The sequence below is a fragment of the Paenibacillus xylanilyticus genome, from assembly GCF_013359935.1.
Taxonomy (GTDB): domain Bacteria; phylum Bacillota; class Bacilli; order Paenibacillales; family Paenibacillaceae; genus Paenibacillus; species Paenibacillus xylanilyticus.
Map to the genome: position 1 here is coordinate 43,034 of NZ_JABMCB010000169.1, position 23,879 is coordinate 66,912.

The 23,879-nt window shown below is 39.6% G+C and carries 18 protein-coding genes and 1 pseudogene; 4 read left to right on the forward strand and 15 right to left on the reverse strand.

What is annotated here, in order from left to right; genetic code table 11:
• Nucleotides 1-3 precede the first annotated feature (3 nt).
• Complete coding sequence (locus HP552_RS08510) at nucleotides 4-525, forward strand: NUDIX domain-containing protein (RefSeq protein WP_175395108.1); 522 nt, start codon at nucleotides 4-6, stop codon at nucleotides 523-525.
• Nucleotides 526-1,070: 545 nt separating this feature from the next.
• Here HP552_RS08510 and HP552_RS08515 read toward each other — a convergent pair.
• The 3 genes and pseudogenes from HP552_RS08515 to HP552_RS35765 form a co-directional block, all read right to left on the reverse strand.
• Nucleotides 1,071-1,785: pseudogene (locus HP552_RS08515) on the reverse strand (cation:proton antiporter domain-containing protein); the annotation flags it as partial.
• Nucleotides 1,786-3,016: 1,231 nt separating this feature from the next.
• Nucleotides 3,017-4,558, reverse strand: a complete 1,542-nt coding sequence (locus tag HP552_RS08520; protein WP_175395109.1) for an S-layer homology domain-containing protein — start codon at nucleotides 4,556-4,558, stop codon at nucleotides 3,017-3,019.
• 219 nt (nucleotides 4,559-4,777) lie between these two features.
• Nucleotides 4,778-4,906 (reverse strand): DNA methyltransferase, encoded by a 129-nt coding sequence (locus tag HP552_RS35765; protein WP_376768947.1) that lies wholly within the window; start codon nucleotides 4,904-4,906, stop codon nucleotides 4,778-4,780.
• Between the two features lie 1,887 nt (nucleotides 4,907-6,793).
• Here HP552_RS35765 and HP552_RS08525 point away from each other — a divergent pair.
• The 3 genes from HP552_RS08525 to HP552_RS08535 all read left to right on the forward strand — a co-directional run bounded on the left by HP552_RS08525 (nucleotide 6,794) and on the right by HP552_RS08535 (nucleotide 11,292).
• On the forward strand, nucleotides 6,794-7,783 hold the full coding sequence (locus HP552_RS08525; RefSeq protein WP_175395110.1) for an LCP family protein: 990 nt from the start codon (nucleotides 6,794-6,796) through the stop codon (nucleotides 7,781-7,783).
• Nucleotides 7,784-8,639: 856 nt separating this feature from the next.
• Nucleotides 8,640-9,011 (forward strand): helix-turn-helix domain-containing protein, encoded by a 372-nt coding sequence (locus HP552_RS08530; RefSeq protein WP_175395111.1) that lies wholly within the window; start codon nucleotides 8,640-8,642, stop codon nucleotides 9,009-9,011.
• Between the two features lie 487 nt (nucleotides 9,012-9,498).
• Complete coding sequence (locus HP552_RS08535) at nucleotides 9,499-11,292, forward strand: glycosyl hydrolase family 28-related protein (RefSeq protein ID WP_175395112.1); 1,794 nt, start codon at nucleotides 9,499-9,501, stop codon at nucleotides 11,290-11,292.
• Nucleotides 11,293-11,359: 67 nt separating this feature from the next.
• Here HP552_RS08535 and HP552_RS08540 read toward each other — a convergent pair whose 3' ends face one another.
• The 12 genes from HP552_RS08540 to galU all read right to left on the reverse strand — a co-directional run bounded on the left by HP552_RS08540 (nucleotide 11,360) and on the right by galU (nucleotide 23,766).
• Nucleotides 11,360-11,893 (reverse strand): VanZ family protein, encoded by a 534-nt coding sequence (locus tag HP552_RS08540; RefSeq protein WP_175395113.1) that lies wholly within the window; start codon nucleotides 11,891-11,893, stop codon nucleotides 11,360-11,362.
• A 12-nt stretch (nucleotides 11,894-11,905) separates the two neighbouring features.
• Nucleotides 11,906-13,276 carry a sugar phosphate nucleotidyltransferase gene (locus HP552_RS08545; protein WP_175395114.1) on the reverse strand — a complete coding sequence of 457 codons (1,371 nt, stop codon included), beginning with the start codon at nucleotides 13,274-13,276 and terminating at the stop codon, nucleotides 11,906-11,908.
• A 14-nt stretch (nucleotides 13,277-13,290) separates the two neighbouring features.
• Complete coding sequence (locus tag HP552_RS08550) at nucleotides 13,291-14,541, reverse strand: glycosyltransferase family 4 protein (RefSeq protein ID WP_175395115.1); 1,251 nt, start codon at nucleotides 14,539-14,541, stop codon at nucleotides 13,291-13,293.
• A 14-nt stretch (nucleotides 14,542-14,555) separates the two neighbouring features.
• A complete protein-coding gene (locus tag HP552_RS08555; RefSeq protein ID WP_246310809.1) occupies nucleotides 14,556-15,830 on the reverse strand; it encodes an O-antigen ligase family protein in 1,275 nt (424 codons plus the stop codon).
• Nucleotides 15,827-17,095 carry an O-antigen ligase family protein gene (locus HP552_RS08560; protein WP_246310810.1) on the reverse strand — a complete coding sequence of 423 codons (1,269 nt, stop codon included), beginning with the start codon at nucleotides 17,093-17,095 and terminating at the stop codon, nucleotides 15,827-15,829. Before HP552_RS08560 ends, HP552_RS08555 begins: the two co-directional genes overlap by 4 nt.
• The gene (locus tag HP552_RS08565) at nucleotides 17,092-17,985 is read right to left on the reverse strand and encodes a glycosyltransferase family 2 protein (RefSeq protein WP_175395116.1); all 894 of its coding nucleotides are present in this window, start codon (nucleotides 17,983-17,985) and stop codon (nucleotides 17,092-17,094) included. Before HP552_RS08565 ends, HP552_RS08560 begins: the two co-directional genes overlap by 4 nt.
• Before the next feature lie 291 nt (nucleotides 17,986-18,276).
• Nucleotides 18,277-18,774: a glycosyltransferase gene (locus HP552_RS34910; RefSeq protein WP_246310811.1), complete on the reverse strand. Its 498-nt coding sequence runs from the start codon at nucleotides 18,772-18,774 to the stop codon at nucleotides 18,277-18,279.
• The gene (locus HP552_RS08575; RefSeq protein ID WP_175395117.1) at nucleotides 18,767-20,182 is read right to left on the reverse strand and encodes an oligosaccharide flippase family protein; all 1,416 of its coding nucleotides are present in this window, start codon (nucleotides 20,180-20,182) and stop codon (nucleotides 18,767-18,769) included. The genes HP552_RS34910 and HP552_RS08575 overlap by 8 nt, the downstream gene beginning before the upstream one ends.
• Nucleotides 20,183-20,196: 14 nt before the next feature.
• Nucleotides 20,197-21,195: a GDP-mannose 4,6-dehydratase gene (gene gmd, locus HP552_RS08580; RefSeq protein WP_175395118.1), complete on the reverse strand. Its 999-nt coding sequence runs from the start codon at nucleotides 21,193-21,195 to the stop codon at nucleotides 20,197-20,199.
• Between the two features lie 14 nt (nucleotides 21,196-21,209).
• Entirely contained in the window at nucleotides 21,210-22,151 is a 942-nt protein-coding gene (locus tag HP552_RS08585; protein WP_175395119.1) for a GDP-L-fucose synthase family protein, read from the reverse strand.
• A gap of 30 nt (nucleotides 22,152-22,181) precedes the next feature.
• Nucleotides 22,182-22,868, reverse strand: a complete 687-nt coding sequence (locus tag HP552_RS08590; protein ID WP_175395120.1) for a sugar transferase — start codon at nucleotides 22,866-22,868, stop codon at nucleotides 22,182-22,184.
• Nucleotides 22,869-22,878: 10 nt separating this feature from the next.
• On the reverse strand, nucleotides 22,879-23,766 hold the full coding sequence (gene galU, locus HP552_RS08595) for a UTP--glucose-1-phosphate uridylyltransferase GalU (RefSeq protein ID WP_175395121.1): 888 nt from the start codon (nucleotides 23,764-23,766) through the stop codon (nucleotides 22,879-22,881).
• Nucleotides 23,767-23,879 lie beyond the last annotated feature (113 nt).

Sequence of the window (23,879 nt, forward strand, 5' to 3'; positions counted from 1 at the left end):
ACAATGAGAATGATTCAAAAGTTAATTCATCCCGATACACCCGCCCTAAATGGACGGATTTTTGAACGAAAAGCAGCACGTGGCATTATTATGCGTGGTTCTGAGATTCTTCTACTCTATACCCGTAGATATAACGACTACAGTTTTCCCGGAGGTGGTGTGGAAGCGGATGAGGACCTACTAAGTGGGCTAAGAAGAGAAATTGCTGAAGAAACCGGAGCTATCCAGGTTGAGGTGACAAACGAGTTCGGCTACATTGAAGAGTATCGTCCCCATTACAAACCCGAATATGATCTGATCCATATGTTATCTTATTACTATGTTTGCAACATTCATGAACAGCTTGGAGAAGCCAAACTCGAAGATTATGAGATGAATAATGGCATGTCTGCCGTTTGGGTCGACATTCACCAGGCCATTTTGCATAACCGGCAGGTAATAAGGAATAAAGAGGCTTCCATGGGATTTTCCATTGAAAGAGAGACGATTGTTTTAGAGTTGATTGTATCCGAATTAATTTTTTAGATTAGAATATTAGATTCGCAATGTAATTTGTAATGGCCCCACATTCATGTCCTCAACCAGGACAAGAACATGGGGCCATAAAATTAAACTAACCTGTCTATAACGAACTATCTAATGAAAGTCCGATAAAATTATTTAGAGTTGAAGCCATCTAGTTACATCTTCAGATATAAGACCATTCTGACGATGTGTGACAGGCATTTCACTAATTTGTAGCAAAAAATAACTATCGTGTGTACGTAGACACTCAAGAAAATACTTATCTAACAAATCAATATCATCAGCTGTTTTAATTAAATACACTCTGTCATGAAGATGTTTGACCTCAAACAGATGTTCAAGATGAAAGTTAATACACTCCTCGGTCCATCCTTCATTTTTAGGCTTGTAAGAAAACAAGTAGAGTTTAGATATGATAATCAGCCCCCGTTTACTCTTATAGTCCGCCTTCTTTTGAAGCAGTTTCCTTACGTGGCTTAAATAACATCTTTAACATTGGTGGCGCTATTAAAGTTGTAAGTATAACCATTATAATAACTGAAGTGAAGTATACCGGCCATCCCCATCAAATCAGCAAAGTACGCAAATCCAAAGCAAATGAAGAGTGCGATAGATATTATGGGTTCTGTTACCTTAAGAGTGGAGAGCCACTTCATAACGCGAGGAACTATAAATACCCCTGCAACAAATACGCCTATGAAAAAATAACACTTTCTTTCCTACTAGGAGTCCTAAAGATACATCCTGACCTGTACCCAAGAAACTCATCATAAATGCCAAAAGGATAACGACTAAAATATCATCTACTACGGCAGCTCCAAGGATAGTTGTGCCTTCCCTTGAACTTAAGCGATCCATATCCTTCAATACTTGTACTGAAATGCTTACAGATGTTGCGCTGAATAAAACCCCCATAAAAAGTGCATAGTTCGTGGATAGTCCAAATAGATCTGCTACTCCAAATCCACCTACAAAAGGTAAGATAATTCCACCAAGAGCAACGGCAACTGCTGATCTCCAGTTTTTCTTTAATTGGTCTATATCTGTTTCTAATCCAGCAATAAACATAAGTAATAAGACACCTATCTCCGAGACGTAATGAATGAATTCATTATTATCAATCCACCCGAGAATTGCAGGTCCTAAAATAATGCCGACCACCAGTTTTCCGAGCACAGAAGGTTGCCCCAATTTCACTGATACATGTCCTGCTATTTTTGTACTGAGAATTATTAAAGCCAAATACCATATAAATTCCATTACACCTACTCCTCAACAACAACATGTAAAACAACTTGAACGCGTTCCTGAACATAATAATTGACCTAAAACCTTAGGTCAATATAGCATTTAAACCAACGAAATAGAGTTGTAATACTTATGATAACCCTTGATAATCCCCGTATACGCATTTTTAATTAAAAGCCTAAAAACAAGCATTATGGTCGATTTTTAATATGTACAAAAAAACATAATCACTGAGAAGGGAAACCCCTCAGTAATACTCTACTTGCATACGCATCTTGCCTGAAATAATGAAATCAACTTCATCACCATAGTCCAAATAGCTTGACTGAAGGATCTTCTTTGAAATGATCTATAATCAGACCATCTTGTTTGGTCTTGTAACGTTGTGCATGCTAAGAGTCATTTTTCTTCCTCTGCAGTAGGCAGCCGTCTTTGCTATGATCCACAGTATAGCTCAAAGGCAACCGTCGTTTGTATTTTTATGAACCACCTCCTTTTCTCTGCATTTGTTTAACTAATCTACCTGTTAGCCTAATGAATTGATGAGCGAAAACTTTATTAGAAATATGTCTAATCGGTAATCGAACTATGTTCTTGTCCACTCCGGCAATCGGTACAAGTTCTTGTCCTCAACTGCCAGTTCATTCTGATAATTCTCTTTTTTAATGCCAAGCCGACCGTGTTTAACCTCTCATCGTGTCAGTTTTCCTTTAACAATATAAAAATTGTTATGTATTAAGGTATTTAATGAAGTTGTAACTGCGTGTGTTAAATGTTTAGATATATACCTAATCGGCAATCGGACTATGTTCTTGTCCATTCCGGTAATTGGCACAAGTTCTTGTCCCCAAAAGCAAATTCCAGTAACCAAGATTTCGGTTTTTAATGCCAAGCCGCCCATATTTACTTCTCACATCTTGCCTTTTGTCCCAAAACAACGTGAACATTTTCATGTTTAATGTAGCTTAATGAAGTATTAAGTGCATACGCTGATTATTTAGATATCCATCTAACCGGTAATCAGATCATGTTCTTGTCCATTTCGGCAATCGGTACAAGTTCTTGTCCTAAAAGCTAGTTCCGATAACAATATTTCGCTTTCTTTACCCTATCTGCCCGTGATTTATCTCTAATCAATTCATTTGATCCATTAGAAATGAAAAAACTGTCCTGCACTATACTGACTATTGAGACTTTAATTATTTCTCTTTTTATTTAGACGTGTATCTAATCGGTAATCGGACTATGTTCTTGTCCATTCCGGCAATCGGTACAAGTTCTTGTCTTTTGCTCGGGACACGAACTTGTACCGATAAAATAAAAAAGCCGCTAAAATAGCGACTTCAATGGGTCTATGTTCTTGTCCCTCGACACCTGTAGACCCACCACCAGATCCACCAGATCCACCAGAAGAATTCCCGCTACTACCTGGAGAAATTACAGTAGATGGAGTATTCACAATAATGTTATTTTGTTGGATTCCTTGCACTTGGCTAGGTTTTGTATCAAAAGTAGATTTTTGAGCCCCTTCGTTAACTACTACGTTTGTTAGTTGTGTTGCACCAAGAATATGGGAAATGGCATTTAATACAAGATTGGCAACACGAGTACCACTGCTTAGTTGAATTGTATTGTTGGAAGCTCCTGCGTCTACAGTTACATCCTGAATTGAGCCACGTTGCAATTGGACTGTTACCAATACGCTGAAGAAATTAACATCGTCAAATTTACCATTAAGCTGCACAGTTGTATTGGCTGGTAGTTCTTTAGCCAACTCCACGTCGGTAAAACCTTCTCCATTTAAATCGCTTTCTTCCAACTTAGCAGAGGACTGAACTACAACTTTTTCAGCATGAGTTGTACCTTCTGCTACTAAGCGCACTGTACCTTCTTTTTTATTTACCACAACGTTTACCAGCACGGAATCCACAAAGTGAATAGAGTTTTCTCCACCGCCCTCAACATTCGTAGTACCATGAACCTTAACTTTTTTAATGATGACATCGCCGCTGCCGATTCCAGCTCCCAGCAGCAGGTTCCCTTTAATTTCATAGTTATTAAGAGTTACACCAGGTACATTGATGATTACGTCACCGTTGACAACTGTTGTCTCTTGATCGTTACCATACGTCCCAGGCTGATCAATTGTTAGCGTCTCGGCGGCTAGAGTTTTGTTGCCGATAGCAGAATCAATAAGTACTACAGCTTCAGCACGAGTAAGCTGCTTCTGCGCTCCAAATGTACCGTCTGGATAGCCTTTCATGATGCTCTTTTCAACAATTGCAGCAATGCTGCCTTGGCTCCATGCAGGAATTTTGCTTGCATCCGAAAATTGTTTAACACTGTCGATATTGCTTATATCCAATCCAAGAATAGTAGAAATCATAGTTGCAGCTTCCTGACGGCTAACATTAGATCCCGGATGAATCGTTTGATCCGAGTATCCTTTTACATAGCCGGCTTTAACCGCCTTGGAGATATCACTATACGCCCAGCTCATTGGTGAAAGATCTTTAAAGTTAGTCCCTGTCGTATCTGTAAATCCAAACGTACGATTAATCATCACAATAAACTCAGCACGTGTAATTGCGTTATTTGGTCTTACTGTACCGTCCTGATAACCTTTCAGATTTCCGCTGGAAATCCAATTCTGAATTTGCTGTTCTGCCCAATGTCCTTGTACATCACTAGCAGTTTGTGCAGAAACAGCATCCATAGAAGCCAATGCCATACTTATACTTAATACCCCAGCAGCTGCCCCGCGTAGCATTTTCCTTTTTCCCATGATACCCTCCGAATTTTATATAATGATTGACCTATAAAGAGTTGTTAAACGTTGAGCAATTATGAGATAAACAAGAAATACTAGTACATTTCAGCTAACTCACATCGGTATATTCTACCATATCACATTATAACCATCTAGTACTTTTTACTCTATTCCTAAGATGTTTAGGATTTTTGTAATGCGTTACTTTAGTAGTGGGAAATTCAGTATGTAAATCTAGCTGTTACTTTTATGATTACTACTGGCGATAACTAGAAAGTTGCCTGTACCGCATGCTGGATCAGACACTCTGACTATTATCAATCTCTTTCCTAAATTAGAGATTCGAGAGTCGCCTCCCACCATTTAAAGATAAATCGTACTTCGGCCGTATCCCCGTCATAATACCCATCCCTACTCCACCTAGGAACGAATTGCTAATAACGATCAAACGTAATACCTACAGACGAATGCTTCATTCTCTCCATTACAATTTTTAATATTTATGTTTTGTTACACTGAAAGTATGTGTATGAAGCTAATCATAAAAGTGTGGATATAACTAAGGTTTCAGGTAATGCATAGAAAAAATCGCCTCATGAAATCGAGGCGATTTCCTTTAGAATATGTGGGTGGGAGGAATGATCGCTCAGCACAAAAATTAATTAAGAATGAAACATCAAAAATACTATCCTTGTCTTCTAGGAGTTTTTTGGAGATGTACTAAATATAAATGTTTATTACAAAGGCAGATTATCAAACTAATTCACACATATAGCTCTGCATAATTCCAATGATGTCTTCATTTAAAGCTGTCTGGAAACCGAACACCTCCTCCTACGACTTAGCTAAGTATCTATTTGTATCGAACTTACGATCATTGTTAGGTTTTCCACCACAACTAGTAGGAAACAAAGCTTCTGATTCTTTTCTTTTCTGTGCCTCGTTTATGTGCGATAATATATTCAACAGGAATTTGTCGTTTTTGCTGGACCAATTGCTTACCCACTCCGGATCCTGACAGCTGTAGCCTCTGAGACTGAAAACAAACCGCCTTATGAAAAAGGGAAGCAATAGTGCAGTATGCTCCTTCATAGAAATAATTAGGTGTCTTATCCACACTCTGTTTGTAATCGCTTTCCATGTTGTGCTTCCCCAAAACCTAAAAAGGCTGATTACGCATTAAATGATTGACGAAAGTAAAAATATGGACCAAATCGAGATCAATGTAGTAATCGAAAGGCGTTGCTTCATTCCTCTCATTTTTTCTCATGGCCACTTCGATATCTTATCAAACAAATTTACATTCATATTTTTTTCTGATTTACATCTTGGCTAACATCAACCCAATTTGTGCGCTTTATATCGCGTTTTTATGCATAACGTTTTGAGAAACGGCCTCAAAAACGCACACGTACATAAACAGGAATTGTTTAATCAATATCCTTTAGTTCCCAAAACTTAAACGATTCAGCTCAATAGACTGGTTGCAGTGGATCAGTGTTCAATTCGTTTGCCTCAACTCAACAAGAACTTAACTTTCATTAAATGTAACTCAGAATCTCGCGATTCATGGTTCATTATCGCAGAACAGTTGTGTCAAGAAAGACAACGTATAGTATGTTTCAAAGCCATTTATTGTCATCTGTATAAAAGTTTGCTGCGTAAAGCACGCTTACTATACTTAGGGCACAAGTCACTCGTCAGAAACCCGTGGCGCGTTTCCGGGTAGGTACGCCATTTCAAAAGCTCCAAAAATTTTCTGTTTCCATGAAATGTTTGGCACTGGGTATGGATACCGTCGTGTATACCTACCTTTGTCGAGTGCAAGATACGTCTGTATCTATGATTCAGATGCCATCGCACGGCGCAATCCATGAAGATAGCCTATGATGTAGCCTCACGGTACCCTGTCGGCATCTTCTATAACCACCACAGCTTACCGAGCAAGGAGTTTGCCTATTATTGAGCCTGGAACCTTCCTATGACGTTCAAGTCTACTATGCTGATCCGTAACTCTCCCTTGCAGCTTAGCCCTAAATGAGAACGCCAATGGCTTGCTGAGAGAGCTCTTTCCCTATGGGGCGGATTTAGCTCGCATTACCGATGCAGATAAAGAAAGAACCCTTCATTTCATCAGACCACGAAACGCTTAGGTTGGAGAACCTCTGAGGAATCTTTAGAAGAACTGTTTTTTCCTCTTAGAACCCGCTTTCCATTCGTATTGATTATTTAGAAGGAGTGGAATAATTCATGGTATCAAAAAAGCAAAATAATAAACGTAGAAAATTCAACAAAAAGTGGGTGATAATTTCTCTGATAGCCCTTATTCTTCTGGCCAGTACTGGCTTTTGGTATAGAAAGGAGCTATCTGTATTTGGTTTCAATGCAGTGTTAAAAAAAGAAGTCAAAACTACACTGGATAAATCTTATAAACCAGTGGGGATTGAAAACAAGATCCCTATACTAGGAGTGAGTGAACCTTTTTCTTTACTACTGCTTGGTATCGACCAACGTAAAGAGGAACCTAGTCGATCCGATTCAATTATTTATTCTGTAATACGACCTAAAGATGGTAAAATACTACTACTCTCTATCCCTAGAGATTCTTATACTAATATAATAGGAAGAGATGTAACATCAAAGATAAACTCTGCATATGCTTATGGCGGGGCGAAAATGAGTATAGATACCGTTGAGAATCTTCTGAAAAACAAAGTGAATTACTATGCTGTAGTTAATTTTAACGGGCTGAAGGATATTGTTGACGCAATAGGCGGAGTTAAACTTCCCATAACAGAAGAATTTCTAAACAATGAAGGCTTAAGAGTAGAGGCTAATAAGCCAATTTATTATGGTCCAGATGCGTTAAGCTATGTCCGTTATCGTGGAGATTCTGATTACAAACGTACCGAGCGTCAACGTATTTTTATCAGTTCTTTGATGGATAAAGTTTTGGAGTTTAAAAACATTTCTAAAATACCTGAATTAATAGATCTGGCTGGTTCTAACTTTACTACTAATATGGATTCTGAATTTATTTTGAACTTAGCAGAGAACGTCTATTTAAAGGACTCCCCTCCTACATTTGAAAATTACATGCTTCAAGGAAACGGAAAAATGAGAGGAACTACTTGGTATTACGATATTGATCCTGAAGATCTAGAGTACGTACAAGATCTTATTTCAAGCTGGTTAAGTAATTCTAATAAAGAACTTCTACATCCTAAAAATATCGATTGACGGACGTGAAGCCAAGTCTTGGCAAAGTGGGATTCAAAGATGACAAACTCGCTGTTCACTGTATCTGATTAATCACAGACCACGGAAATAATTGAATGCCTATCCAAAGACTTTAAATGAGTATTATGAAGTAACTAACACAAAAGCGATCTCCATAGCTAAGGCTGATCTGTCATACGAATTGCTGTGTTATCTGTTCATGAATGTAGCCACACCTCCTACTTTTCCACGACTTTGACCACCGTATCCATCTCCTTGTGCCCAAACGTTTCTCGTGAGTCGTGAGTGAACCTCTTTAGGGCGCTGGGAGATGTGCTTGTCTTCAAAAAATTTGCACAGCTTCTGACGCTTATTTTTCTGATTAGATCCCTTCCCTAGGTCAGCACAGTTTGATCAATTTCTAAATAAAGAACCTTGAAATCTTGGGTAAATATAGTAAAATACCACTATTCCCATTTAGAAAACTATCAATTATTATCTTAATATCAAAAAGTACTGTCGCCATCGCTATTAGGTCGCAATTTTATATGGAGGCCGTTTTTTCTGCAGTACTGTGTGTGATTGCTGGTGTCTTCCTTTGCGATAAAGGGATACAATGTTAAAATCTTGTCTATAACTAAAAGTTTGTACCTTCCGAGGCTTTAGACAAGTAACATAGGAATTTTCAGGACGAGTTGACCGAAACATAGACGTTTCGTTCCCGTCTTGATAAAACCATAAACGCATTAGATTGACTTATGTCATTTAATAATCGGGAACCCCCTACTATTGGTATAAATGTTAACCCCTTGTCGCAAGCTTGCGATGTTCGTTTCTAATTAATTGGATTTTCCAGGTGATCGGAGGAGATTAATTTATGAATCAAGGTAACCGCATCGCAGAATTGCGGGAGCAACGAAGCTGGACCCAGCAAGAATTAGCACATTCTATAGGGATTTCAAGAGCTGCTCTCTCCCACTACGAAAAGAGCCGCCGAAAACCCGATTTTGAAATTCTCAACATGCTTGCTGACATGTTTAACGTATCGATCGATTATCTCGTCGGACGTACTAGGCAGCCCAATGTTATGATGGATCCGAAAGTAGAGGTTTTTTTGGATCAGCTTGAGCTATCTGACAAGGACTTGCTGAAGAACTTTAACTTAACAATCGATGGAAACACTTTAACCGATGAGGAAGCCAAACGTTTTATCGCTTTTATGCGAATTGAACGAGGGTTGAAGAGCTAAACTAAATAAATGTTTTATCATTCTTTGATCAATCTCCTTTCATCAAACTAAGAACTTCATAATTAATTTCTCTCCTCTTATATCATCAAAAAAGCAACTCCTTATCCTTAGCCTTAACCACTACTTCATCTTTAAACGTTTACTATATTATAGCCATCATAAATTCATTTAAAAACATGGCAGCCGTGTTATGTAAACCGTCTCAATAGAATCCAAAACCATTCTCGAATCAGAATTAATAAACTAAAACATTAAGTCTGTTAAAAACTAGCGCAACATTTTTACACTCATTTATTTATTTATTCTCTATTGATATCATTCATACAAACTTTCTAATGAACAAAAGGATGTAAAAAAAATAGCTGAAATAGTATGAATAATTCATGTATTTAACTAGTACAAACCATTATTTGAACGAATATGATGTTACATCAGAAATGGTATGAGGCATTTCATTTCTATTCTTATAAAAAGGGTGGTGGGGAGTATGACTAACTTTTTCACTAATTATCGTGCTAACGTAAAAGACTACGGTGCAAAAGGAAATGGGAAAGCTGATGATACAGCTGCAATACAGAAGGCAATAAACGCCTGTGCCTCTGGGGTTTATACCACTGTGTATCTTCCTAGGGGAAAATACAAAATCACCAAGACACTGTTACTTCCTGAACAAGTGCGGCCTAATACTAGCGCAACTCAGGGAACAGGATTGAAAATAACTGGTGATGGAATGTATGACAGCGGTCTTATTTATACTGGATCAAACTACGCAATATTTTCGAATAAGAGCTTGGCAGAGACCATTCTTTTTCAAGACTTCTATATCAACCATGCTAATGGAGGAGGGATATGTCTTCCCCAAGGGGCTCATCAAATGTTTGAGAGATTTTTCTCAAGTGCCTGCGGTGAAGGGAAGTATGGTATCTATATTCAGGGTACGCGTTCGGGGACGAGTATGGAAGGCTACGGTTCATACATGTTATCATTTCGAAATTGCCGTTTTTGGCAGGAGACCGGTTATTTAGGTACAGGTGTAAAAATAGAGGATGTTGTCTTATGTACGGAATTTAATAACTGTTTCTTTTCACGATCTGTTCGTAATTACCCACATCTGGAGATAGTTAATAGCCATGGCGTTCATATAACTTCTACCGCATTTGAAAGATCAGAGCAATACGTTCCCCCAGCGAACCCTTCCACTGGAAGAACAGAAGAGTTGGTCCAAATCGAGGCACAGGCAGCCAATAGTAAAATGACAGCTCCTTTAATTAAGCTCGATAATTCCCACTCTATCTCTATCCTGGAATCTCATGCAGAAGCAACGTATGAAACATTCGTTGGAGTTTACAATCATTCATCGAAAGTCACCATAGATGGTTGTAGACTCGATCACTACGCCATAACGAGTTATAATCCTAATAAAGGCTACATCGTCACTATTGACCCTGAATCAACTAGTTCAACTTCTATCATTGTGGGACCTCGTAATTACCGTGTGCAATCTAATCATCCTGATACTACACATGGTCCAATCATTTTAGATCCTGTTGGCTGCGTGGTGGTTATGAACTTTGAAGACAATACACCGTACAGAGACTCATTTTATCTGACAGAAAGAAGAACTGTTCCTGTTATCGGAGAATCAGGAACTAATCTATTGAAAAATCCCGGTCTTTTTTCCTCCTCCCCAACAGAAGCTCCTGTTGAAGCCGACCATGGTTTTACTTTTGCTCAACTTCCCCCTTCTGGATGTAGAGTCAAACAAAGTTTGTCTAATGGAAAGCAGAAGATCAGAATGTACACCAGCGAGCAACTAGACAAATATGATTTTTACACTTTTGTACTGGTTGGAAGTAACAATGCTCATAAGTCATCTCCAGTTTTTGTTGACATCGGCGGGGATACGAATGATCTAACGCTAATTCTTCCAAGTGGGTCAGAACGATTCACAATCAATAAAACACTTAGAAAGCAGTCGACTAATATCGTCGACATTGTGGTTTATGAACCAGTCGATTTTAACATTTATGCTGTCTATGTACTTCCAAACATTGTAAACCAGATTCCATATGGGGCTGAATCGACAGCTGTTTCGAAACTGATTGCTACAGTATCAGAAACAGCTGAACTAAGCATTACTCCAACGAGTAAATTGCCCAATCCCAGCACTGATTATAGAGGAAAGATAATTAGAATTGAAGGCGGTAGCGGGGTTTCAGATATGCTTTATATTTGTAAAAAGAATGCTGTAGATAACTATGAATGGGTACCCATCGGTTAAGAAAATATTTTGATAAATTTATCCTATGAGCTAATGTCTTTACCAGGTATTCGTCAGCCTATTGAATTTAATTTATCGTAAGTCTTTGATTTTTACGCATTTTAGAAAAACCAAAAAAACTGGAAAGGGATACTCCTAAAACAGCACCTGTTGTATCTAATATGACATCCGCCAACTTGGGATTTCTACCTTCTACGAATATTTGGTGAAACTCATCAGATCCCGCATAAACAAAACAAAGCACTACCGCGATAAGCGCGGAATAAAGAATAGACAAACGAAATCCCCGATAAAACAATTGAAATAAAATCCATGAAAACACAGTGTATTCGAACAAATGTGCTGCCTTACGAATGATAAATTGGGTCAATCCTGCCGCTCCGGATTCGCGCATACTGATCGATTCGCCCCCATACTTGAACTCCAGGGTTGATAGTGATTCCTCGATCCGGGAAATCGGCAGGTGTCTTTGTAATAGGGGTTGAATATCTTGCTGACCATAGGTTTGAGATGACATTGTAAATATAAACACAGCCCAAATAATGGCGATTAAACTGTATATGATTATTCTCCCTTTGGATGGCTTCAATTTCCTTAACAACCTATCACTCTCCTAGTACACCACTGATTGAACCATTTCAGCCCAATGAAGTGTTAGCCTTACGGTGTCCTCTTCCGTGACACTCGTACCCGATTGAACCTCAATTAACTCGATGTGTTCGATTGCCCGAATGCTGTGCAAGGTACCAGAAGGAATTTTCAAAACATCCCCTGCTTTAACATGTTGCAACTGATCTTGGATAATCACTTCACCACTACCTGAAAGGATAGTCCAAAATTCATCGTGATGTAAATGATAATGATAACTTGAATTTTTTCCTGAATGAATACGTATTCGTTTTGTCAAAACTTCATGTTTATCGTTACATTTCTGATAATCTAAAACACGATACGATCCCCATCTTCTTTCCTCATACATCGGTCTCTGATCGATATGTTGAATAAACTCTTTGAGTCTTGGGCTAGCTGCTTTTTCTGTTACTAATATTCCATCTGGACTAGCTGCAACGACAATATGAGACAGTCCAAGAACAGCTACCGGGATATCTAGCTCGTTAACCAGGTGTGTACCAACAGAATCATGACTGATAAAACCATGACCAGTTATCGCGCTTCCCATATGTTCAGTCAGCGTATTCCATGTGCCTAGGTCTTTCCAATCTCCTTCATAAGACGCAACTACCACATGTTTTGCCTTCTCTGTAACCTCGTAATCAAAGCTGATTTTAGATAAATTCTCATATTGCTTCGACAGTTCATCGTATTGAATAGACACTCGCTTTTCAATGAGCATTTGAATCAAATAGTTCAACTTAAATGCAAAAACACCACAATTCCAAAGAGCGCCTTGCTCAATATACTGTTGAGCTTGATCTTCTTGGGGTTTTTCTTTAAAAAAAGCTACTCGCTGGAATGACTCCCCGCCTTCTCTCTCTGCATGAGGAATAATATATCCGTATTTCTCAGATGGGTATGTTGGCTTTGCACCAACAAGCGCTATGTCAGCTTCGGACGTTTCCAGAATGCGATCCAGTCCTTTAACTGTTTCAAAAAAACAATTATCGACATAGGAGTCTACTGGCAATACAACGACTGTCTCATTTAAATCAACGTTAGCAATGGAATATAAATAAACAGATGCAAGTGCAATTGCGGGGAATGTATCTCTCCGTTCCGGCTCTACAATGATCGGAACATGACCTGAAAGCTGACTATGTACCATATCTACTTGAGCCCTTCCAGTAGTTATAAAGACTGATTTATCCAAACTGGCCTCCGTGAGCTGTTTCCAAATCCTTTGCACCATAGACTCAGGTTCACCCCGAGTTCCAGAAAGAACCTTCAAGAACTGCTTGGATCTAAGGTCATTAGAAAGCGGCCACAGACGTTTGCCGGATCCACCCGATAATAATATGATTTTCATGGAATTATCCTCCCTCAACCATTGTTAGAAACCATTTGCAGCAAATGCTTATACTTTTCAATCGCTGTCTTTTTGGCCAAATGATTCTCCAAATACGTTCTACCTTTTAGCCCTACTTGATCCAACACATTCCGGTTCATTTGTGCTATGGTTTCTATACTTCGAACCAGATCCCGATAAGAATGAGGCTCAACCACTACGCCACAACCGCTGTTCTCAATTAATGACGATGCCTCACTCCCTTTCTCAAGAACACCAATGATCGGCTTGCCGGCTGCCATCACACCATATATTTTACTTGGGACAGAAACCCCTTTAATCCCTTTCTGATTGACAACCAAATGTACATGCGCCGCATTAAGGGTATATTTTATTTTGTCTTTCGGCTGGAACGGAAGGAACAATACATTAGAAATTTCATGATTTTTAACGTATTGTTCCATTTTCTTTTTGACTCCACCCTCTCCAATAAAGACAAACATAAATTCGGGATTGTCTTTAAAATCACTCGTAATCTGTATGATGTTTTCTAAATCATAGTAAAGCCCAAGATTCCCTGAATACATAACGATAAACTTATTCTCAAGCTGATGTTCCGCCAGAAATTGCTTGATTTTAGGATGATCCCGCTGTAGAGGAACAATATCCTCTTCATCCGTCCAGTTATTTATCACACTATTAACTGGAACCCGGCTTCCACGGAAGCGAGAAACTAGAGTTTCCTGCATATCCATACCGACCGTAATGATGTGGTTGGAGGCACGGCAGCTAATATTATCCAGACCTCTGGCTATTTTGAATAACCACTTCTGGCGTGTATAACTGATCGCCTCAGCCTGCTCAGGATTAAAATCCTGGATATTATAGACGAGCTTAGTTCTCCTCATTAATTTTCCAACTGCTCCGATTAACCCTCCGATGACAGGCGGTGATGAAATCGTGTAAATCAAGTCGACCTCACGCTGTTTCATTAGCGCGACTATAGCCAAGAAGAAATAAGATACGATAAACTTGATTCGGCTAAGTTTATTCGTTTTATCGACCGAGGGTGCTCTTAATCTAACAATTCGAATCTGCTCTAAATAATCTTCCTCAAATAATCTCTTTTTGTTTGTTTGTGCCGCCTCTATCTCGGGCTGCACAGCAATGACTGTAATGTCAAAATGATGCTGTAATTCTAGACACAGCTCTGTTAGAAGCTGCCCCGTCGAAGCATAGTCCGGATAAAAGTAGCTAGCCACAAATACAATTTTTTTCTTGGACATATCATCACCCTGGCTCATTTAATATTTTCATTTTCAACTCTCTTTGCATCGAAGAGGAGACATACTAGAGTGAGTATCATGCCATATGAAAGGGTCTTATAACTCACTTGGAACAAAAGACCGATGAAAATCGGGACGACGCATGCTAATATCAGTGGAAATCTACTCATGGAAAAACCCTGAAGGAAATTCCGACAAATCCATAACAAATAAGAAAGGAATATAATAATACCTATAATTCCTCCCTTAAGCATAAAGAAGGTAAGTGCTGAATGCGTGTAAGTAACCTGCATATTGTCTACAGCAGGGTCATGGAAAACTCCTCCCCATCCCACACCAAACAATAATGTAAAAGGTGACTGGGAAGTTTCCTTCAAAACGGCAGCAAGCTCATCCGTTTTACCATTAGCACCGAAACTCTCCTGCTTATCAACAAGCAACTGGTATGAATTTTGAATTTGATCCTGGGCAAAAAGCCATATGCCTACAAGTAACAAGATCAGGAGCAGCAGCTTTTTAAAAGACTGACGTGTAACAACTAGCAAATATACGCCGAAACATAGGGCAGCCAGTGCTAGTGGAGCCCGTTGCGCAACGGCCATTAATGAGCCAAGTGCTAAGAATCCACCTAATACCATCATCAGACTTCCTAACCAACTGATAAGTTTATTGCTTTTCCAGGTATGAACGGCCATTAGCGGTAAATAGATGCCGGCAAAAATTACTGAGGGATCATATGATAAGTATAAAAAATTATCAAAATAATACATTCTGCCTACATCCAGTGGTGAGATTTGAGCGACCTGGTAAAATCGCAAGGACAAGATGACCCCCATAATGGCTATGATCCATGGGAGATATTGTAGCCAATTGACTCCGGATCGCTGCATCGCAGGAAGCAACAGCATTGGAACGAACAAATACACACAAGGGATGATATCACGGACAATATCTGTAACATTCCATCCTTGGATAATCCCACCGTTAAATAATCCCCACCATAAGAGAAGGAAGAACCCCATATGAAGCCACATTGGTAATGCATGATACCTCTGATAAAGCGTAAATCCTCCCGTCATTACAATAAGTCCTGTCGGTATGGATACAAATAAAACTAGGAGGCCTCCAATTAATATTTCTGCAATGCCCATCTTCACTGGAAAAGGAGCACTAAAAAGGGAATAGCTAAGCAGCGCGATGATAAAGGCTAAACTGCCAAGAACATTCTTTCTGAAGTCCAGCATCTGAAGGGAGGTTAGGCTAACATGCATGGTAGCTTTCTGATTCAAGATTCCTGCCTCCTTGTATGTGAATTGGGAAACAGTAGACACAGGAATGTAAGCACCATTCCATATGAAAGTGTCTTAAACGTTGGCTGAAATATTAAGCCGATGGTAAGTGGGACAATAACCGACAAACTATATGGAAGTTTGCTAACTGTCATATTCAACAGTATTCTTCTAGATATCCATGACAGATAATACAGAAAAACCAATAGGCCAATAATCCCTCCTTTTAACAAAAAGAAGGTTATAGCTGAGTGAGTAAATGAAACTTCTGCGTTATAGGTTGGATCATAAAATAGTCCACCCCACCCAATTCCGAAAAACAAAGAATATATAGACCGAGAAGTTTCATGCAGTACAGCGATCATCTCGTTATTTTTTCCATTCATGCCGTAATCTTCTTGTTTAGTCATTAGCAAATCGAATGTACTTGCTAACTGATCCTGCACTAAAATGAAAACAGAGATCAATATGATGAGGAGTAGTATTATCTTTTTGAATGATTTCCGAGACCCGATCAAAAAATAGATAAAATAACTAAGCACAGCTAATCCGAGTGGTGCCCGTTGGGCCACAGCCATCAAGGAACCGAGTGAGACTAAGCCAGCTACAAGCATAAGTAGACTACCGCTCCAACGGAATAGGTTTGTTCCCTTCCAGGTATGTACGGCCATAATGGGAAGAAAAATACTTGCAAAACTTACGCTCGGATCATAAGGCAAATATAGAAGATTATCGGAGTAATACATTTTCCCAACATCTAAAGGTGAGATGCCTGCCTCAAGATAAAATCTTACAGCGAATACCACTCCGTTAATGGACAAAATCCAAGGCAGTATCTTGAACCAATCTAATTTAGATCGCTTCATCGCTGGCAACAGCAAAAAGGGAGCAAATATGTACACACATGGGATAAGATCTCGAATGATATCAACAACATTCCAAGAATATACAACCGCTCCGTTAAACAAACCTAACCACAGCATCGTAAAGAATCCAATATGAAGTGCAACCGGGAAAAGATTATATTTTTGGTAGATTGTAAACCCACCACTCATAACCACAATGCCTGTTGGGACGGAAACAAAAACGATGAGGAGTGCAGCAATAATACCTTCGATAAGACCCGGTTGGGCTGGAAAGGGCGCACTGTATACTGCGTAAATAAGTAGCCCGCAAATAAATGCATAACTAGTCCACGCCTTCCCTCCCGCTAATACAGTCTCAATTCCTGGCGTTGCCAACGTCACCGCCGTTTTAGAATTCATATCCCTTCCTGCGCCTTTCTAAGCTCAGACTCTAGTTTCATTCTCTGTTGCTGATTTTGGTGAAATTCAATTTCTTTCATTTTGATACCTATTTGCCAGTAGTACATACAACGAGCAAACGCGTAATGGAATCCAGCAGATCCATCAAGGAATCCAAGCTTGATAATATAAGAATGGAGAAATGACACTAACCACTTCATTGGAATCCGATTAAAAATGCGTTTTTGGAAAGTTCGGATAAAAATTTGAGATTCATTCAAATTGCTCATAGCACCATTCGAACGGACAACCGCTTCCCAATCCGAGTACCGGTTATGTTTGGCAAAATAATCAAACAATGAGTCGTGATCGTAATGCACCATGCTTCCTTTCAAAACAGCTGTGTCTCCCTCAATTTGTGGTTGATAATGTCCCTCAACCTCCCACATATTTGAGGCATTTAAATCATTGTAATCAAGAAATTTACCCTTGTGGCGGTTTAACAGTACAAGCTTATACATCCGGTGCCCGTACTTGAGTACTTTGTTCATAAACACAAGATCGAAACCTACAAAGTATCCATTACTTAGCGTGCCCTTTCGGAAAGTGGTTCTAATTTCCTGCGCTAGTTGAGAAGTAACTTCTTCATCAGCATCCACATAGAGTACATATTCATGCTGAAAAGGGAGATAATCCAAACACCATTGTTTCTTTTTAGGGTATTGGCCGTTCCAACGGAAATCTACGACGTTCGCTCCCATATTGGATGCAATCTCAGTCGTTCTATCCGTGCTACCTGAATCAACAACAAAAACTTCAGCAAACTCTGAGACAGATGTTATACACTTGCGTATGTTCTTCTCCTCATTTTTTGTCATGATGATGACAGAAACCGGGATTTTATTTTCCATATGTAAATCGCACCTTCTCATAGTATTTGGGGAAACTTTTTTTAAACCGAAAGATAGTCACATGGAGTATTTTAATCAGGATTCTAAGCAACCATGACAAACCCAATATATCCCTGCGGATGTGCCATTGATCCTCTTCCCCTCGCTTCTGGTGTGTATAAGAGAGACCACCTTGCTCGAAAATACATATGGATTTCGGAATATAGTAGGAAGTAGCCCTGGTACGAAGTATTTCTGCTGTAAATGCATAGTCGGCACCGATCGGATATTCAAGGCGATATCGTATATCCCCTATACTTGATCTTTTGTACACCATCGCCTGATGATTTGTGAACATGATGTCCGATAAGTTCTAGCGCGTTTATATAGGAGATCCTTTCGTAAAGTCATTTCATACGAATCACCATATAAGAAATCTGGACAGTTATTTTGCTTAGCTGAATGTTTGATTAAATTGATAACATCGGGATTTTGCAGCTGATCGCCCGAGTTCAAAAATAATATATATTGACCGGAGCTTCTTTCAATGCCCTTGTTCATGGCGTCATAAAGACCTTCGTCTGGTTCACTAATATAATTGACCTTTGGATCGGAAAGTTCATTTAAAAATGGGAGCGTTCCATCAACGGAGACTCCATCGATAACAATCCATTCCCAATCATTCGTTTCCTGTAACAAAACACTTTCCCAAGTACGTATAAGTCCTTCTTTGTTGTTTTTACAAACCGTTACGATTGAAATAAATACTCCGCCAGATGTTAATCTTGGTTGTACTCCCGTTCTATTCATTTAAAATAGTCTCCCTTGATTTTTTCTTGAACCAGAAACGGACCAAACGTATACCAGAACGAGAATACTTCCACATAAGTAATGGGTTGAAAAAAATCATGATACCTAGTTTCTTCTTAGTCGCATAAAGCAATATTGCGTTTTGCAATACCAATCCAGCCACCATAACAATAGCAACTTCAACCGGACCAGCTAATTTCGCAGCAATACTTGCTCCAATTATCGTGATGCAACTTGTAAACAAAGAAATTTTTAACATCATTCTTTCATTGCCTGTAAGCGTAAGAATCAAACCCGAGGGTCCTACGAGTAAGTTAATTACTTGACCGATGCTGAGTACAACGAGTATTGGCTCTGCTTTGGAATAGTAGGAACCAAAGAATACACCAAGAATCTCTTCGCCCAAAAACATAAAAACAAGTACCAGGAAAATGGCTGGAAGAGTCACAAGGAAGGTTACTAACTTCCCCGTTTTCTCTAGTTCATTCAGCTGTCCGCTGGCATACTTCTCAGATATGTGTGTTGACAAAACCAGATTGAGGAGAACTCCAAAAAAATTGATTGTTGCAATCAAACGTACGGCCGCCCCATAGATCGCAACCTGTTCTTCACTTTGAAAGACACCTAAGATCCATAGATCTGTGGAAGTAAGAAAAAAAATCGCCACATTTGAAAGCATAATCGGATATGAAACTCGGAATATAACTGAAGACTTCACCTTATCTGTATTTAGAACGGTCCCTTGGTCATGATTAGGAAAAGACTTCAGCTTCCTACGAAGAATCCACCCACCTAAAATGCAGTTTAATAATAGCGATACGCTCACCGTAAGGATGACTGTAGATAGATCCAATTGTCCGGATCCTAAAATCATCATTGTGATTAGACATGTGATGTATAATATGTTGCTAAGTACTCCACCAAATAAGGAAGCATACTTAATCTCATGTAACCCACGGAAGGTTTCTCCGATAAATTGCTGTATTATATTCGCTAAAATCCAAATTCCAGTTAATAACGCAATGTTATCTAGCTGAGATGAATTCATAAATCGGCTCAGGACAAAATGCTGAAGCAGTACGTACAAAATAACCGTTCCTATGGCTCCTGCCAATGCGATACATAATGATGCATGAACCGCTCTTTTCATTTGGAAATAGCGTTTTCGCTGGATGTTCTCCGTAGTAAATCGAATAATGCTTTGATTAATTCCAAGAATACCTACGATATTTCCAAAAAAGGAAATACTAAAAGCCAGCATATACGTCCCAAAATCCATAGTATTTAACAGTCTTGACAGTAGTACATTTGTGACCAGTGCTGAGAAAGCAAACACGGATCTTCCAATAAATGTCCATATGCCACCATTGATAACCCGGTTGTTCAACAATCTCAGCTTCGTTTTCATCTTTACAGAGCTCCTTAGACCATCACCCGGGATAATTCCTCATTATATTTTTGTTCAGCTTGCACGCGTCTTAGGTCTTCGTCTACCATCATGTGGATGAGTTGTTTAAAACTAAGTTCAATTTCCCAGCCAAGCCGTTCCTTTGCTTTGTTACAATCCCCAAGAAGTAAATCTACTTCTGCAGGCCGAACAAACTGAGAATCAATGATCACATAGTCACGGTAATTAAGATCAACATAGGAGAAAGCAGTCTCAAGCAATTCTCTTACTGAATGCATCTCACCAGTCGCGATGACATAATCGTCGGGCTCCTCCTGCTGCAGCATCAGCCACATTGCCTTAACATAATCTCCCGCAAACCCCCAATCACGAAGAGCATCCAAGTTACCCATTTTAAGGTCTGTTTGCAATCCCAATTTAATACGTGCGACAGCATCAGTAACTTTGCGGGTTACGAATTCCAACCCTCTTCTAGGAGACTCATGATTAAACAAAATTCCGGAACATGCGAACATATTAAAACTTTCACGATAATTAACCGTAATCCAGTGTCCATACACTTTGGCAACACCATATGGACTGCGAGGATAAAATGGGGTAGTTTCTCGCTGTGGGGTTTCCTGTACTTTCCCGAACATTTCGCTGCTTGATGCCTGATAGTATTTCGCATCTGGCTTCATTAAACGAACAGCTTCTAGCATATTCGTTACACTAATAGCGGTCATATGCCCCGTCGCAAGTGGCTGTGGCCATGAAGCAGCTACATAGGACTGAGCTGCTAAGTTGTAAACCTCGTCAGGCTGTGAAACTCGAACTGCCTCCATCAGTGAAGCCATGTCCGTAAGATCACCTGATAACCATTCAATTTGATCCTTAATTTTTTGCACATTCTCATAATTAGGTGTACTTGTTCTACGGCGAAGCCCGTAGACTTTATAACCCTTTTCTAATAAAAATTCAGCCAAGTAAGAACCATCTTGTCCGGTGACACCTGTAATTAATGCTCTTTTCATCCGCGTGATCCCCCTCAATTACTAAGTATTTTTTCTTGTTTGGTATACCACTCATATGTAGCTTTCAAGCCATCAACAAGGGAGATCTGCGAAGCCCAACCCATCGCCTTTAATTTGGAGACATCCACCCATTTCCTTGGTGTTCCGTCAGGCCTTGAGGTGTTAAATACAAACTCTCCCTCAAATCCAATAATAGATTTGAGGTGATTGGCCAACTCATATATGGAAATGTCCTCCCCTGTACCGATATTGACGATGTCATCACCTTCATAGTGATTCATTAAATATAAACAAGCATCTGCCAAGTCATTAGAGTGGAGGAATTCCCTACGAGGGCTCCCGGACCCCCAAATTTCGACCGTGTCAAGGTGATTCTGTTTAGCCTCGTGTATTTTTCGTAACAGCGCAGGTAATACATGGGAGGTTTCCAAATCAAAGTTATCTCCTGGACCATACAAATTTGTAGGCATAACCGAAATGTACTTCGTTCCGTATTGCCGATTATAGGCCTGACACATTTTAATGCCAGCAATTTTTGCAATTGCATAAGCCTCATTTGTCTCTTCCAATTCACCCGTTAACAAGTAATCCTCCCGCAGCGGTTGAGGAGCAAACTTTGGATAAATACAAGTAGAGCCAAGAAACAATAGCTTTTTTACACCGTACTGGTAAGCTGTATCAATAACATTCGTTTGAATTTGGAGGTTATCGCGGATAAAATCTGCTGGATAATCGTTGTTCGCTACAATCCCACCTACTTTAGCAGCAGCGAGAAACACAAAATCAATATTATTCTCATGAAAAAAACGAACCACCTGTTCCTTGTCACGCAAATCTAGTTCTTGACTACTCCTGAAAATCAAATTCCGATATCCTTGTGCCTTGATTGCCCTTACGATTGCAGAGCCCACAAGCCCTGTATGTCCAGCAATGTAAATTTTAGATTCAAGATTCATTCCAAAAACCTCTCCTTTAGGTTTAGCATGTTAATAGGCATCATCAGAACCGACCAGAACCTTTACCGTCTTCAGCAGAATATATATATCTTTTTTAAAAGATCGTTCGCGAATATACTTCAAGTCCAATTCCACCATTTCTCGAAAGCCAATATGATTTCTACCACTGACCTGCCATAGCCCCGTACAGCCAGGAACAACAAGAAGCCTCTGCATATCATAGGAAGTGTATTCACTAACTTCTCGAGGCAGGGGTGGCCTAGGACCAACAAGGCTCATGTCTCCACGTAATACGTTTAGTAGTTGCGGTAATTCATCCAAGCTGGACTTGCGAATCACTCTCCCCACTTTCGTAATCCGTGGATCATGCTTCATTTTAAACATCGCACCCTGTACATCGCTTTGATGAATAAGTTCACTTAATCTTTCCTCGGCATTACGTACCATTGAGCGAAATTTGTACATTTTAAATAATTTTCCGTTTTTACCAACACGAGTTTGCGAAAAAAATACTGGTCCTTTCGGGTCCTCAACTTTAATCAGTATGGCTAAGAGAAGAAATAAAGGGGTCAGCAGGATCAGGCCTAGAAAAGAGAGAATCACATCCAGAGATCTTTTGCACATTAAATATTGGACTCGTTCCTTCGATAGAGGAACGTTATACGCTTCATTGACTTGTTCTACAACCAACGTTTTTTCTAATAGGTTCATATTCATGGCTATAAACCTAACTTACCGTATTATGTTGTTGATCAAATATTTGTTCCATCGCTTTCAGCAGCGGTCCACGAAGCTCATCCCTCATCATGGCAAAATCCAACGTGGTCAGAATAAACCCTAACTTTTCTCCGACATCATAACGAATGCCATCGTAATTATAGGCGTATACTCTTTCGACCTGAGTCAGCTTCTGGATCGCATCTGTTAACTGGATCTCACCGCCCACTCCGATTTCCATTTCGTCTAAGAAGTCAAATATTTTAGGTGTGAGTATGTAACGGCCCATGATGGCCAAGTTCGAAGGGGCTTGCTCTGGTGAGGGCTTTTCAACAAGATGATTGATATGATATAAGTTGGAGCGTTCTTCTCCAGGCGCGATTATTCCATAGCGACTGACCTCTTCAGTGGCTACCTGTTTCACGCCAACGATCGAACTTTGGGTAAGGGAAAATTGTTGCATCAGTTGTTTCAAACATGGTGTATCTGCTCTAACAATGTCATCCCCAAGTAAAACTGCAAACGGCTCATTCCCGATAAATTTCCGAGCACACCACACGGCGTGCCCTAGGCCATTCGGTTCTTTTTGCCGAATAAAATGGATGTCCGCCAATCTCGAAGGGTGCTGAACCTCCTTTAACAGATCCATTTTTCGAGCTTCAAACAACTTATGTTCCAATTGAAATGCATGATCAAAGTGATCTTCTATCGCTCTCTTTCCAATCCCCGTAACAATAATGATATCTTCAATCCCAGATTCGATAGCTTCTTCCACGATATACTGAATCGTGGGTTTATCAACGATTGGCAGCATTTCCTTAGGCATCACTTTCGTTGCCGGCAAGAATCTCGTGCCCAGACCTGCTGCGGGAATTATGGCCTTCTTGATTTTTGTCACAAGTCCTCCTCCTATCATCAAACGAGTATAATTATTTTTGATTTCAATCATTTATTTGGAAATGAACATAGGGTATTTCACGGTGATTGTGTGACTGATTGAGTCGACAGGAA

What these genes read in the sequence shown, in the direction of transcription:
- HP552_RS08510 (WP_175395108.1), top strand. Translation starts at nt 4, where the DNA reads ATGAGAATGATTCAAAAGTTAATTCATCCCGATACACCCGCCCTAAAT.
- HP552_RS08520 (WP_175395109.1), bottom strand. Translation starts at nt 4,558, where the DNA reads ATGGGAAAAAGGAAAATGCTACGCGGGGCAGCTGCTGGGGTATTAAGT.
- HP552_RS35765 (WP_376768947.1), bottom strand. Translation starts at nt 4,906, where the DNA reads ATGGTGGGAGGCGACTCTCGAATCTCTAATTTAGGAAAGAGATTGATA.
- HP552_RS08525 (WP_175395110.1), top strand. Translation starts at nt 6,794, where the DNA reads ATGGTATCAAAAAAGCAAAATAATAAACGTAGAAAATTCAACAAAAAG.
- HP552_RS08530 (WP_175395111.1), top strand. Translation starts at nt 8,640, where the DNA reads ATGAATCAAGGTAACCGCATCGCAGAATTGCGGGAGCAACGAAGCTGG.
- HP552_RS08535 (WP_175395112.1), top strand. Translation starts at nt 9,499, where the DNA reads ATGACTAACTTTTTCACTAATTATCGTGCTAACGTAAAAGACTACGGT.
- HP552_RS08545 (WP_175395114.1), bottom strand. Translation starts at nt 13,276, where the DNA reads ATGAAAATCATATTATTATCGGGTGGATCCGGCAAACGTCTGTGGCCG.
- HP552_RS08550 (WP_175395115.1), bottom strand. Translation starts at nt 14,541, where the DNA reads ATGTCCAAGAAAAAAATTGTATTTGTGGCTAGCTACTTTTATCCGGAC.
- HP552_RS08560 (WP_246310810.1), bottom strand. Translation starts at nt 17,095, where the DNA reads ATGAATTCTAAAACGGCGGTGACGTTGGCAACGCCAGGAATTGAGACT.
- HP552_RS08565 (WP_175395116.1), bottom strand. Translation starts at nt 17,985, where the DNA reads ATGGAAAATAAAATCCCGGTTTCTGTCATCATCATGACAAAAAATGAG.
- HP552_RS34910 (WP_246310811.1), bottom strand. Translation starts at nt 18,774, where the DNA reads ATGAATAGAACGGGAGTACAACCAAGATTAACATCTGGCGGAGTATTT.
- HP552_RS08575 (WP_175395117.1), bottom strand. Translation starts at nt 20,182, where the DNA reads ATGAAAACGAAGCTGAGATTGTTGAACAACCGGGTTATCAATGGTGGC.
- gmd (WP_175395118.1), bottom strand. Translation starts at nt 21,195, where the DNA reads ATGAAAAGAGCATTAATTACAGGTGTCACCGGACAAGATGGTTCTTAC.
- HP552_RS08585 (WP_175395119.1), bottom strand. Translation starts at nt 22,151, where the DNA reads ATGAATCTTGAATCTAAAATTTACATTGCTGGACATACAGGGCTTGTG.
- HP552_RS08590 (WP_175395120.1), bottom strand. Translation starts at nt 22,868, where the DNA reads ATGAATATGAACCTATTAGAAAAAACGTTGGTTGTAGAACAAGTCAAT.